Below are 11,953 nucleotides of genomic sequence, written 5' to 3'. Positions count from 1 at the left end.
GAAGGACCCGCTTCCCATGTCTTCCGGACTTTCCCGCCGCAGCCTCGCCCGCCGCAGCTTCGCCCTCCTCGCCGCCGGCCTCGCCACGGCCCTCGCCGCCGCTCCGGCGCTGGCCCAGGAGAAGGTGGTGCGCATCGGCTACCAGAAGTACGGCACCCTCATCCTGCTCAAGAACAAGGGCTTGCTGGAGGCGAGGCTGAAGCCGCTGGGCTACACGGTGAAGTGGGCCGAGTTCCCCGCCGGCCCGCAGCTTCTGGAGGCGCTCAATGCCGGCGCCATCGACTTCGGCAACACCGGCGAGGCGCCGCCCATCTTCGCCCAAGCGGCCGGCGCGCCGCTCGTCTATGTGGGCTTTGAACCCGCCGCGCCGCAGGGCGAGGCCATCCTCGTGCCCAAGGACAGCCCGCTGAAGACGGTCGCCGACCTGAAGGGCAAGACGGTGGCGCTGAACAAGGGCTCCAACGTCCACTATCTGCTGGTGAAGGCCCTGGAGAAGGCGGGCGTCGCCTACGCCGACATCAAGCCCGCCTTCCTCACCCCGGCCGATGCCCGCGCCGCCTTCGAGCGCGGCGCGGTGGACGCCTGGGCCATCTGGGATCCCTTCCAGGCGGCGGCGGAGAAGACCATCGAGGCACGCCAGCTGGCGGACGGCACCGGCATCGTCTCCAACTACCAGTTCTATTTCTCCACCAAGGCATTCGTGGACCAGGCGCCGCAGGTGGTGGACGCGGTGCTCGCCGGCGTCGCCGAGGTCGGGGCCTGGGTGAAGGCCAATCCGAAGGCCGCCGCCGCCGAGTTCTCCCCCCTCATCGGCATTCCCGCGCCGATCCTGGAGGTCGCCCTCGCCCGCCAGCAGTATGACGTGAAGCCGCTGACCCCCGACGTGGCGGCCCAGCAGCAGCAGGTGGCGGACGCCTTCGCCGCCCTCGGCCTGATCCCGAAGCCGGTGCGCATCGCCGACGCCCTGCGCGCGCCGAAGTCCTGAGCGCGGTCCGCCATGAGCCCGTCCGCCCCCACTGACGCCATCGCCCTGACGCAGGGCGCCATTCCGCCCCACGCCGTGCCGCAGCTGGCGCTTCAGGATGCCCCACCCGCCGTCCCGGCGCCGGAGCGCCTGAAGGCAGTGGGGCGCGGGCTCCTGAAGGCGCTCATCCCCTGGGCGCTGCCGCTCGGCGTGCTCGCACTGTGGCAGGCCGCGGCAAGCCTCGGCTTCCTGTCCTCGCGGGTGCTGCCGGCGCCGAGCGACGTGGCGCTCGCCTTCTGGCGGACGCTGGGGGACGGCTCGCTGATCGCCAACATCTCGGTCTCCACCGGGCGCGCCCTCACCGGGCTCGCCATCGGCGGCGGCATCGGCTTCGCCCTCGGCGTGCTCAACGCCGTGTGGCGGCCGGCCGAGACCGCCTTCGATTCCACCCTGCAGATGCTGCGCAACGTGCCGCATCTCGCCATCATCCCCCTCGTCATCCTGTGGTTCGGCATCGGCGAGGAGGCGAAGATCTTCCTGGTCGCGGTGGGGGTGGCCTTTCCCATCTACCTCAACACTTTCCACGGCATCCGCACGGTGGACCGCGGGCTCATCGAGATGGCGCGGGTGTACGGGCTGTCCCCGGCCGCACGGTTCGCTCGCATCGTGCTCCCCGGCGCCCTGCCCTCGGTGCTGGTGGGCCTGCGCTACGCCCTCGGCATCATGTGGCTCACCCTGATCGTGGCCGAGACCATCTCCTCCACCGAAGGCATCGGCTACATGACCATGAACGCCCGCGAGTTCCTGCAGACCGACGTGGTGGTGCTGGGCGTGCTCGCCTACGCCCTGCTCGGCAAGCTCGCCGACAGCCTGACGCGGGCCATCGAGCAGCGCGCGCTCGCCTGGCACCCGGCCTACCAGCCCGGCGCGCAAGGCGTAGCCTGATGGAGATCTTCGCCGCCACCGACGCCGATGTGGCCGCCGCCGTGCGCGCCACCGACATCCGCGCCACCTTCGGCGCCCCGCAGCCGCCGGAGGCGGCGGACCCGAGGCCGAGGCCGCAGGGCGAGCGCATCAGCCTGCGCGGCGTGGTGAAGAGCTTCGGGGCCCGCCCGGTGCTCCGCCGCCTCGACCTCGACGTGCCCGCTGGCCAGTTCCTCGCCGTGGTCGGCCGATCGGGGGGTGGCAAGACCACCCTCATGCGCCTCATCTGCGGCCTCGATGCCGCCACCTCCGGGGAGGTGCGCATCGGCGAGACCCCGGTCACCGGCCTCATGCCCCAGGCGCGGCTGCTGTTCCAGGACGCCCGTCTCGCGCCGTGGCAGCGGGTGCTCGGCAACGTGGGCATCGCCCGCGGGCCCGGCTGGCGGGAAAAGGCCCACGCGGCCTTGCGGGACGTGGGCCTCGCAGACCGGGGCCGGGAGTGGCCTTTCGTCCTCTCCGGCGGGCAGCGGCAGCGCGTGGCCCTCGCCCGCGCCCTCGTCTCCCGCCCCGGCGTGCTGCTGCTGGACGAGCCGTTCGGCGCCCTCGACGCCCTGACCCGGGTGGAGATGCACCGCCTCACCGAGCGCATCTGGACCGAGCACGGCTTCACCGTCGTCCTCATCACCCACGACGTGGCCGAGGCGGTCTCCCTCGCCGACCGGGTGGTGGTGCTGCGCCAGGGCGAGATCGCCCTCGACGTGCAGGTGGACCCGGCGGGGGAACTGCCGCGCGGCCGGCGTTCCGGCGCCGCGGCGGCTGCGCTCCACGAGCGCATCCTCGCCGCCGTCTGAGCCGCGCAGGCCTCACCGCCTGTCGGTGCCTGTCTGTGCCGGCGGCATTCGCGCCATTCGATTGACACCCGGCCCGCCGCGATGGCGGCCGGGCATTTCGCCTTTCGCTCCGCCCACCACGGCCGGAACCCGCATGCGATCAGCGCTGCAGGCCCCAGCGGCGGACCGTGCGCTGCTCCACCACGCGGAACAGCCCCTCCACCATCAGGCCGATGAGGATGACCGTCACCAGGCCGGCGAAGACCTTGTCGGTGAGCAGTTCGTTGCGGTTGCGATAGATGTACCAGCCGAGGCCGCCGGAGCGGGAGGAGACGCCGAACACCAGCTCCGCCGCGATCAGCGTGCGCCAGGCGAAGGCCCAGGCGATCTTGAGGCCCGACAGCAGGGACGGAAGCGCCGCCGGAATCAGGATGAGGGCGATGTAGGAGATGCCCCGCAGCCCGTAGTTTCGCCCCACGAGGCGCTGGGTTTCCGGCACCTGCTCGAAGCCGGTGAGCGCGGCGAGGGCGAACGGCCACAACACCGCATGCACCATCACCAGCAGCAGGCTCGCCTCACCGAGGCCGAGCCACAGCATGGCCAGCGGCAGGAGGGCAATGGCCGGCAGCGGGTTGAACATGGCGGTGAGCGTGAGCAGCACCTCCTTCACGAACGGCACCGCGATGGCCACCGAAACGAACACCAGCGCCAGCGCGATCGCCAGAACATAGCCCTTCAGCAGCACGGTGATCGAGGCGACGGATGCCGGGAAAAGGTCCTCGTGGCGCAGCCCCTCGGCCAGCGCCGAGATGGTATCGGTGAAGGTGGGGAAAAGCAGCGGATTGTTCTGCCAGAGCGCGGCCACCTGCCAGAGGGCGGCGAGGCTTGCCAGCACCACCGCACGCCGCACCAGCGTGACCTGCCACAGGGCCGCGAGCGCCGCCGAAGGCTGGAAGCGACGCCCCGATACGCCCGGCGCGCCGGCAACGAGCCGGTCGGCGCGGGCGAGGTCAGCATCAGACATGGTGGCCTCCATCGGCGAACAGCAGGTCGTGAACGTCCCGCACCACCTGCTCGAAGGGCGGGGAGCCGCGCTCGGCAAGGCCGAGGCCCGCGGTCTCGAAGGTGGCGATGGTCCGGCCCGGATGGGCTGCGAGCAGGTGAAGCCGGGTGCCCACCAGCACTGCCTCGTCGATGGCGTGGGTAACGAACACCAGGGTGAAGCCCTGCTCCTCGGCGAGCTTGAGCAGGTCCTCCTGCAGCGTCCGGCGGGTTAGAGCGTCGAGCGCGGCGAAGGGCTCGTCCATCAGCAGCACGTCGGGCTCGGCCGCGAGCGCACGGGCGATGGCCGCCCGCTGCTTCATGCCGCCGGAGAGGGTGTGCGGATAGGCATCGAGGGCACGGGCGAGCCCGACCTTCACCAGCGCCGCGTCCGCCCGCTCGCGCGCCTCCCTGAGCGGCACCTTGCGGGCGACGCGCAGCGGGAAGGCGACGTTGTCGCGCACGCTCTTCCACGGCAGCAACTGGTCGAACTCCTGAAACACGACGATGCGCTCCGGCCCGGGTCCCCTGATGGCCCGGCCGCGGATGTGCACGGTCCCTGCGGCGGGCTTCAGGAAGCCCGCCAGCGCCTTGAGGATGGAGGACTTGCCGCAGCCCGAAGGCCCAAGCAGCACCAGCCGCTCCCCGGCCGCGACATCGAAGCTCACGTCCTCCACCGCGCGGTGCCGCCCGGCGGCGCCCGCATAGTCGAGGGTGAGGCCGCGCGCCTCCAGCACCGGCACGGCGCTGCGGATTTCGGCGGGCGGGATCACGGGCAGGGCCGTCATGCGCCCCTCCTCAGCTGCCGGATGCCGAATGCAGGTCTTCGAAGGTGAAGTCCCTGAAGCTCGCCGGCTTCGCCTTGATGGCGCCGATGCGGTTCATGAAGTCCGCGAACTTCAAGGTGCCGAGGGGCACCAGGGTATATTGAGTATCGGGATCGGAAAGCACTTCGGTGATGAAGGCCGGGTCGAGCCTGGACTGCTCCACCTTCACATAGATCTCCGCTGCCTCCCTGCGGTTCTGGTCCACCCATCTCGTCGCCTCCTCGAAGGCATCGAGGAAGGCCTTGTAGGTCTTGGGATTGTCCTTGCGGAATGTCGCCTTCGCATAGGCCACGGTGGGCGTCACCGGGCCACCGAAGATCTCGTAGGAGGAGAAGACCTTGCGGATCTTCGGGTCCTTCAGCGCATGGTTCTGGAAGGGTGCGTTGGAGAGATAGCCGGTGATCTCGGTGGAGCCGGAGAGGAGGGCGGCGGTGGCGTCCGGATGCGGCAGCGTCACCATCAGCTGATCCAGCGTCTTCGCATGGCCGGGGCCGAAGGTCTGCTCGGCCGCGAGCTGCAGGATGCGGGCCTGCACCGACACCCCCGCGACCGGCATGGCGATGCGGTCCTTGTCGGTGAAGTCCTTGATGGTCTTCACGTTGGGATTGTTGGTGAGCAGGAAGTTCGGCTGCGCACCGAACGCGCCCACGATCTTCACCTCGTTGGCCGTGCCGCGCGTCTTGTCCCACAAGGTGAGGAACGGCCCGATGCCGGCGGAGGCGATGTCGATGGTGTCGGCGAGCAGCGCATCGTTCACCGCCGAGCCGCCGGACAGGCGCGTCCAGTCCACGGTGATGTCGATGCCGAGCGCCTTGCCGTGCTTCTCGATCAGCCCCTTTTCCTTCATCACATGGAAGGGCGTGTAGAGGGTGCCGAACTGCTGGGCGATGCGCAGCGTGCCCTCGGCCCGGGCGGGGAGCGCGGCGAAGGCCGGCGCGAGGGCGAGGGCTGCGAGGCGAAGGAACCTGCGGCGACTGGTCATGAATCTGTCCTCTCGATCGCGGTCAGGAGATGGCGGCAAGGCGCCGTTCCGCGCTGTGGGAGCCCACGGCGAACTCATTGACGATATTTTCGGAAACCTTGCGGCGGCGGCCGTCGATGCCGAGCTCGGGGAACAACAGCTCGGCCACCCTGTAGGCTTCCTCCAGGTGCGGATAGCCGGAGCCGATGAAGGTCTCGATACCGATCTCCTGGTATTCGCGGATGCGCGCGGCCACGCTCTTCGGGTCGCCCACCAGCGCCGTGCCGGCGCCGCGCCGCACCATGCCGATGCCGGCCCACAGATTGGGCGCGATCTCGAGCTTGTTGCGGTCGCCCGGCTGGAGCGCTGCCATGCGGGCCTGGCCGACGGAATCCATCTCGACCTTGAAGCGCTTCTGCGCATTCTCGATCTGCTCGTCGGAAACACGGGAGATGAGCCTGTCGGCCGCCGCCCAGGCCTCCGCCTCGGTCTCGCGGACGATGAAGTGGATGCGCAGGCCGAACTTCAGCTTGCGCCCGCGCTTTGCCGCCCGGGCCTGCACGTCCGCCAGCTTGTCCTTCAGGATATGGGGCGGTTCGCCCCAGGAGAGATAGACGCTGGCGTGCTCGGCGGCCACCTCGTGGCCGGCGTCCGAGGAGCCGCCGAACCACAGCGGCGGATGGGGCTGCTGCACCACCGGGAAGTCGAGCCGGCCGTGCTCCACCCGGTAATACTTGCCGGTGAAGTCCACCGTCTTGCCGGCGACGAGATCGCGCCAGATGGTCAGGAACTCATCGGCCTGCCGGTAGCGTGCGTCATGGTCGAGGAAGATGCCGTCGGCGGCGAGCTCGGCCGGATGGCCGCCCACCACCACGTTGAGCAGCAGCCGCCCGTCGCTGAGGCGGTCGAGCGCCGCCGCCTGACGCGCGGCGAAGGCGGGGGAGGTGACGCCGGGGCGCAGGGCCACGAGGAAGCGCAGCCGCTCGGTGACGGTGGCAAGGCCGGCGGCGGTGATCCAGCTGTCCTCGCAGCTCTGGCCCGTGGGCAGCAGGACACCCTTGAATCCGAGCCGGTCCACCGCCTGCGCGACCTCACGGAAATAAGCGAACTCCGGCGGGCGCTGCCGCGTCTCCGAGCCGAGATAGGCGCCGTCCCCGTGGGTCGGAATGAACCAGAGGAAGTCTGGGCCGGCAGCCGCCGCGTGAAGCGCATTCATCAGGAGCCTCCGTCATCTCCATGAAAATGACGGAATAAATTATATAATGTCAATTGATTTAATATTATAAATGCCTGCCCTTGGAGCCCCCACATAATATTTTTTGATTTCAATAAGATAAGCGTTGCCCCGTCGCCTTTGCGGCGCAAGGCGATGCCGGAATTCCCCATAGGATGGGGTTGACGATGTAACTTATAAGTTTATTAATCGATTTTATTAAACTAGGGCACAGATCGCATTCATGCTGAAGCAGGCGGAAGATGGGACACCGGGAGCGGAGGTGTGCCGGAGTACCGCGATTTCGGACGCGACGTTCTACCGCTGCGTTCTACCGCTGCGCCAGCTGGAGGATGAGAACACCAAGCTGAAGCGGTTCGCCGGGAGGGGTTTGTGATGCGCGATGCACGGGCCTGGTGGCAGCCGTGGAGCTTGGCCCCATCGGCGAGGCCCGCGTGGATGTGCGTGGCGGCCTGAACGAAGGCGATGTCATCCTGGCGCAGCCCGAGGGCGCGTTCACCGGCACGAAGATCGCCGGTCCATCGGGGAGCCGGGGCTGGCGTCCCTGCAGCGATCTAAGGCCGGTGGCCGGATCGCGAGCGGTCACTCGGTGTGGCAGTCTAGCGGCTCTGCGCTCAGATGACGAAGTGACTGCGCGCTTCGTGCCCGTTTGTCGGCATACATAAGCTTATCGGCTAGCTTGAGCGCGGTGCGCAGCGAACTCACGGACGGATCGACGCTGACAATGCCAAAGCTTGCGCCTGAATAGTCGAAACTGCACCCGGAAATAGCATAGGTGCCGATCAGCAGCGGCGCCAGCCGGCGGCGCATCGCGTCGACTGCCTCGTCCGGATCATCAGGGCCGGGCGGCGCCACCAATCCGATCACGATGAATTCGTCACCGCCGAACCGCCCTAACATATCGCTCGCACGTAGTCCGACCGACAGGCGCTGTCCGACCTCGACCAGAAATTTGTCGCCGACCGCGTGTCCATACGTGTCGTTAATCGTCTTGAACTCATCCAGATCGACAAACGCCACGAGAACCCATTGCTGCGTCCGTTTCGCTAGCGCGAACAACCGATCCAGCTCCGTCAACACCGCGCGCCGGTTCGGCAGATCGGTCAGCGCATCATAGTTAGCCGCATATCGTTCATCCTGGCGGCGCATCATCATCTGCCTGGTCGCCTGGCCAGCGAGCAGGATAAGGACGAGGCCGAACACCGCCACGAGTCCTGCGGCCCAAAAGTGCTGCCAGCGCATGGGCGCCAACTGTTCCAGCGAGGCCAGGGTGAACAATTGGTACGGGGTACCGGCCAGCGGCTGACGCCGCAGCAGGTAGGGCTGGCCGTCGATGAGCCATTGATCGGCATGAGCAGAGCCGGCCATCGCGCGGATGTCCAAGGGCTCGCCCGGCTCTTCTTCGCCGTCCGGCGGCAGTAGCGTGCCGGGCGGCAGAAGTGCTGCCACATTGCGGAGCATGAAGGGTTCGGACGACGTGGTGATCACGCGCCCCTGACGGTTCACGATCAGCGCGATATGCCGCCCTGTCAGGTAAGTTGCCACATCGGGCGCGTCGAACTTCACCGTGACAGAACCGAGCGGCACGTCGTTCGCGTCATCAATGCGGCTGGCCACGAAATAGGACGGGGTTTTGAGCAGGCGGGCGATGCCGAACGACGAACCCTTACCATTACGCAACGCGTCGATGAGATAGGGCCGACCTGAGTAGATCATGCCCACGATGCTGTCAGACTCGGCCCAGTTGCTGGCCGTCACGGTGTCGTCGGATGTGTTGTTCATGTAAATGCGGGCATAGCGCAGGTCACTCGCCAGCGCGTTCATGAAGTCGCCGACCTTGCGCACCAGGGGGTCGCGCGTCAACTCCGCGGCGCGCTGCTGGCGCGTCAACTCGGCAAAGCCGGGCGGATCTGCGCGATAGCGGGTGGCAAGCTGGATCACCTGGGTCTGGCCCGCCACCATATTGGCCACGCTGACCATCTCGGTGAACAAGCGGTCCATGACGCGCGCGGTGGTGACGACCTCATATTCGGCGCTGGCCGCCAAGCTGTCCAGATGCGCTGTCACGATCAGCTGCGACATCCACCAACCCAGGCCGGTCACCAACGCCAGCCAGGCCGTGGCCAGGCACAGTGTCATCCGCCGCACGATGGGCAGCTTCCGCCGCCCGCCCGCGCCTTGCTGCGACAGCGCGTCGCTCACGCCGTTCCCGCCAGAAAGGCAAGAGTCCAAAACACCTTCATTTAGTCTCCGCTTCCGTCTTGCACCTGCTCTGCCGTCCTTACGGCAGAAGAATTTAAGACAACAAAGCTCAGAGATACATTGGCCGAAGGATTACTGTTGCGTAAAGTCCTCCCTGTTGCGGCAGCCAGCCCTCCCACCCATGTCTTCGGAGCGGAGCCCGGCGCCGCCACTGGCTCAACTTTTTGCCCCATACGCCCGCAACCGCTATGGGATTTGCATTACCACAGCGACCTATCAGATGGAATACAGCGACGGCGATGAGTGGTCCGTAGCAAAGCACATCCGCCTCCGCCGCGGCATCTCTCTGCCCTTTTAATCTTCGTTGTTCGGCCGCACCGACCTCGATACGGACGGCAAGGCCGCCCTCTCCCGATACGACCTTCTCGCCTGCCAGAGGGAAGGCCCGCCCACCCGCCGCGGACGGCAGGATCAGGACGGCGCCGCCCCTCAGCTGGCGGCGAAGCCGAGCGGGATCTCGGTGGTGGACTTCAGCTCCTCCATGGCGAACATGGAGGTGACGTCCGACAGCTCGATCTTCGATATGAGCTTGCGGTAGACCTGATCATAGGCCGCGATATCCGGCACCAGCGCCTTGAGGAGGTAATCGATCTCGCCGCTCATGCGGTAGAAATCGACGATCTCGGGAATGTCGCGCACGGCGCGGGCGAACTGCTCCAGCCAATCGGCGGAATGCTTGTTCGTGCGCACGGCGATGAACACGGTGACGTTGGCGTTCAGCAGCTTACGGTCGAGCAGCGCCACGCGGCGGCGAATGACGCCGGCGCTCTCCAGCTTGTGGATGCGCCGCCAGCAGGGCGTCGGCGACAGGCCGACCTGCTCGGCGAGATCGGCGAGGGGCAGGTTCGCGTCAGCCTGGAGAATCCGCAGCAAGCGCAGGTCGACGGCATCCAGCTTCAGAATCGGCGGACGAGGCAATGCATTCTCCATGCTGGCTCATTGCCGCGATATGATTTTTGAATGGACGTTATCGAGAGAAAATTATTCCTCGTTTTAGAGCAAACAGCGCAAAGTTTGCAATCTCGTTCCCGGCTGCGGCGCCTATCCTTTTTTCGCTCCTGCGAGAAGGATGTGAGATGAACGCACTGCACCACAGCCACGACGCGGACCTCCTTTCCCGCCTCGGCGCCGCCAGCCGCAGCATCGCCGAGACCTATCTTGAGGCTGCCCACGCCACCCTCGCCGAGCTCGTCGCGCGGCCCGGCCTGTTGGATGGCATCTCCCTCGCCCGCAAGCCCGGCAACTATGCCCGCAACCTCGTCTATGGCGACGAGGACATCAGCGTGTGGGCGATGGTGTGGGACGTGGGGGCGCGCACGTCCATCCACGACCATCACTGCTCCTGCTGCTTCGCCGTGCTGAAAGGCACCATCGAGGAAAGCTGCTTCTCGGCCATCGACACCAAGCGCGCGGTCCTGAAGTCCACCGTGACCCACGGACCCGGCTTCGTCGCCTGCATGCTGCCCACGGGTCCCAACCTGCACCAGATGGCCTCCCTCGGCCCGGAGGAAGCCATCTCGCTGCACGTCTACGGCTTCGACCACCGCCGGCACGCGAACTCGGTCGAGCGTGAGTACCAGCTCGCCGCCGTTTGACCCGGCCGCGCGCCGCCCCTTCAAAAACAAAACCTTCCAGAACAAGCGCCATGAGCAGCTTCAACACAGAAGCCGTTCCGTCCGTCCGCCACTGGACCAACATCCTGTTCAGCTTCTCGACCACGCGTGATCCCGCATTCCGCTTCGCCAGCGGGCAGTTCAAGATGATCGCCCAGCAGCGGGCGGGCCCACGGACCTCGCGGCTCCAGCACCTGAAGCAGGGCGACCGCATCCTCGCCGGCCGCAAGCCGACCGGCACGCCGGTGCACGATGCGCTGCTGCCGGGCGCGCGGCGCGAGCCGTCCGCCAACGCGGGCCGCATCACGGGCGCGTTCGCCTCCGGCCGCCGCCGGGCGATCTTGAGCGGCCCAGGATCGGCGCAGCCAATGACTGTTTCATGCTTTGCGGCAGCCGGCCATGCTCGCCGACATGACCCGGAGGTTCGATGCCCAGGGCCTTGAAGAAGGCAGGAACGCCAACCCCGGTCACGATGTGATCGGGAAGGCGTTCATGGAGCGTTAGAGGCTGGCACGCCGCCTGCATCGCCGTGCCTGATAGTGAGAAATTACAGGTAAAAAGTAGGTAAGATGGATGGAAGGAATGCAGGACGGCTCCGGGGCTGCCGGCGATCTCCACGTTCAAAAACTTATAAATAAAGCCAAAAATCCAGCCGCCTACGATTTGGACAGAAGGATGGAATCTTGATCGATTCAGATTTCGAACCGGCTTGCAGCGCGGCCGCCACGGGAGGCTGGGATATGAAGGGTTCCAAGCGCAGGCCGGCCGATGCGGCCATCTACGATCCCATCGTCTCGTCGGCGCATCTGGCGGCCGGCGGGTCTCCGGCGCTGTCGGAGACCGAGTTCGGCCTCATCCTCGCGGTCCACGCCTTCGAGCGCTGGATCGTGCGCTGCATGGCGGCCGCCGGCACGCCCAACCTGTCGCCGCTCGAGGTGCTCATCCTGCACATCGTGCGACATCGGGATCGGCCGAAATCCTTCTCGGACGTCTCCCTCATCCTCGACATCGAGGAGACGCACGTCGCCACCTACGCGCTGCGCAAGCTCGAGAGCGCCGGCCTCGTGAAGACCCGGCGTATGGGCAAGGAAAAGGTGGTGGAGGCGACCCCCACCGGCATCGCCGCGTGCACGCGCTACGCCGCCATCCGCGAGCAACTGCTGGTGAAGCCGCTGCGTTCGTCCGGCGGCCCGTCCGAGGAGATCCTCTCCGAGGTCGGCGAGGTGCTGCGCGCCGTCTCCGGATACTACAACCAGGCGGCCCGCTCCGCGGCCACGGTCTGACGCAGGGCCGATCT

At 67.1% G+C, this 11,953-nt stretch carries 11 protein-coding genes and 2 pseudogenes; 7 read left to right on the top strand and 6 right to left on the bottom strand.

From position 1 onward, the window contains the following. Positions 1 to 16 precede the first annotated feature (16 nt). The 3 genes from EZH22_RS13050 (at position 17) to EZH22_RS13040 (ending at position 2,739) form a co-directional block, all read left to right on the top strand. Complete coding sequence (locus EZH22_RS13050) at positions 17 to 985, top strand: sulfonate ABC transporter substrate-binding protein (RefSeq protein ID WP_203196023.1); 969 nt, start codon at positions 17 to 19, stop codon at positions 983 to 985. Between the two features lie 84 nt (positions 986 to 1,069). Then, positions 1,070 to 1,909, top strand: a complete 840-nt coding sequence (locus EZH22_RS13045) for an ABC transporter permease subunit (RefSeq protein ID WP_408647731.1) — start codon at positions 1,070 to 1,072, stop codon at positions 1,907 to 1,909. Then, entirely contained in the window at positions 1,909 to 2,739 is an 831-nt protein-coding gene (locus tag EZH22_RS13040) for an ATP-binding cassette domain-containing protein (protein ID WP_203196021.1), read from the top strand. Before EZH22_RS13045 ends, EZH22_RS13040 begins: the two co-directional genes overlap by 1 nt. A 139-nt stretch (positions 2,740 to 2,878) precedes the next feature. On the opposite strand, the gene EZH22_RS13035 is transcribed toward EZH22_RS13040, so the two are convergent. Genes EZH22_RS13035 through ssuD form a run of 4 tightly spaced genes read right to left on the bottom strand, consistent with a single transcriptional unit; the run spans position 2,879 to position 6,763 of the window. Continuing rightward, the gene (locus EZH22_RS13035; RefSeq protein WP_203196020.1) at positions 2,879 to 3,742 is read right to left on the bottom strand and encodes an ABC transporter permease; all 864 of its coding nucleotides are present in this window, start codon (positions 3,740 to 3,742) and stop codon (positions 2,879 to 2,881) included. Next, positions 3,735 to 4,547, bottom strand: a complete 813-nt coding sequence (locus EZH22_RS13030) for an ABC transporter ATP-binding protein (RefSeq protein WP_203196019.1) — start codon at positions 4,545 to 4,547, stop codon at positions 3,735 to 3,737. Before EZH22_RS13030 ends, EZH22_RS13035 begins: the two co-directional genes overlap by 8 nt. 10 nt (positions 4,548 to 4,557) lie before the next feature. Next, on the bottom strand, positions 4,558 to 5,568 hold the full coding sequence (locus EZH22_RS13025) for an ABC transporter substrate-binding protein (RefSeq protein WP_203196018.1): 1,011 nt from the start codon (positions 5,566 to 5,568) through the stop codon (positions 4,558 to 4,560). A 22-nt stretch (positions 5,569 to 5,590) separates the two neighbouring features. Beyond that, positions 5,591 to 6,763 (bottom strand): FMNH2-dependent alkanesulfonate monooxygenase, encoded by a 1,173-nt coding sequence (gene ssuD / locus EZH22_RS13020; RefSeq protein ID WP_203196017.1) that lies wholly within the window; start codon positions 6,761 to 6,763, stop codon positions 5,591 to 5,593. Between the two features lie 241 nt (positions 6,764 to 7,004). Between ssuD and EZH22_RS32880 the strand changes: the two are divergent. Continuing rightward, positions 7,005 to 7,136, top strand: a pseudogene (locus EZH22_RS32880) (IS3 family transposase); the annotation flags it as partial. Positions 7,137 to 7,363: 227 nt separating this feature from the next. Here the strand turns inward: EZH22_RS32880 and EZH22_RS13015 are convergent. Both EZH22_RS13015 and EZH22_RS13010 read right to left on the bottom strand, forming a co-directional pair. Next, positions 7,364 to 8,983, bottom strand: a complete 1,620-nt coding sequence (locus EZH22_RS13015; RefSeq protein ID WP_203196016.1) for a sensor domain-containing diguanylate cyclase — start codon at positions 8,981 to 8,983, stop codon at positions 7,364 to 7,366. Between the two features lie 489 nt (positions 8,984 to 9,472). Next, positions 9,473 to 9,937 carry an Lrp/AsnC family transcriptional regulator gene (locus tag EZH22_RS13010; RefSeq protein WP_203196518.1) on the bottom strand — a complete coding sequence of 155 codons (465 nt, stop codon included), beginning with the start codon at positions 9,935 to 9,937 and terminating at the stop codon, positions 9,473 to 9,475. Positions 9,938 to 10,119: 182 nt separating this feature from the next. Here EZH22_RS13010 and EZH22_RS13005 point away from each other — a divergent pair, with 182 nt between their 5' ends. The 3 genes and pseudogenes from EZH22_RS13005 (at position 10,120) to EZH22_RS12995 (ending at position 11,939) form a co-directional block, all read left to right on the top strand. Beyond that, the gene (locus EZH22_RS13005) at positions 10,120 to 10,638 is read left to right on the top strand and encodes a cysteine dioxygenase (RefSeq protein ID WP_203196015.1); all 519 of its coding nucleotides are present in this window, start codon (positions 10,120 to 10,122) and stop codon (positions 10,636 to 10,638) included. Between the two features lie 50 nt (positions 10,639 to 10,688). After that, positions 10,689 to 10,925 (top strand): annotated as a pseudogene (locus EZH22_RS32875) (ferredoxin--NADP reductase); the annotation flags it as partial. A 471-nt stretch (positions 10,926 to 11,396) separates the two neighbouring features. Then, entirely contained in the window at positions 11,397 to 11,939 is a 543-nt protein-coding gene (locus tag EZH22_RS12995; RefSeq protein ID WP_203196014.1) for a winged helix DNA-binding protein, read from the top strand. Positions 11,940 to 11,953 lie beyond the last annotated feature (14 nt).

Source organism: Xanthobacter dioxanivorans (genome assembly GCF_016807805.1).
GTDB lineage: Bacteria > Pseudomonadota > Alphaproteobacteria > Rhizobiales > Xanthobacteraceae > Xanthobacter > Xanthobacter dioxanivorans.
The sequence above is the reverse complement of the archived record's forward strand: the minus strand, read 5'-3'. Positions and strand labels throughout refer to the sequence as shown.

Excerpts from the sequence above, each read along its gene's own strand:
- EZH22_RS12995 (WP_203196014.1), top strand. The coding sequence starts at position 11,397 with ATGAAGGGTTCCAAGCGCAGGCCGGCCGATGCGGCCATCTACGATCCC.
- EZH22_RS13025 (WP_203196018.1), bottom strand. The coding sequence starts at position 5,568 with ATGACCAGTCGCCGCAGGTTCCTTCGCCTCGCAGCCCTCGCCCTCGCG.
- EZH22_RS13040 (WP_203196021.1), top strand. The coding sequence starts at position 1,909 with ATGGAGATCTTCGCCGCCACCGACGCCGATGTGGCCGCCGCCGTGCGC.
- EZH22_RS13050 (WP_203196023.1), top strand. The coding sequence starts at position 17 with ATGTCTTCCGGACTTTCCCGCCGCAGCCTCGCCCGCCGCAGCTTCGCC.
- EZH22_RS13035 (WP_203196020.1), bottom strand. The coding sequence starts at position 3,742 with ATGTCTGATGCTGACCTCGCCCGCGCCGACCGGCTCGTTGCCGGCGCG.
- EZH22_RS13005 (WP_203196015.1), top strand. The coding sequence starts at position 10,120 with ATGAACGCACTGCACCACAGCCACGACGCGGACCTCCTTTCCCGCCTC.
- EZH22_RS13030 (WP_203196019.1), bottom strand. The coding sequence starts at position 4,547 with ATGACGGCCCTGCCCGTGATCCCGCCCGCCGAAATCCGCAGCGCCGTG.
- ssuD (WP_203196017.1), bottom strand. The coding sequence starts at position 6,763 with ATGAATGCGCTTCACGCGGCGGCTGCCGGCCCAGACTTCCTCTGGTTC.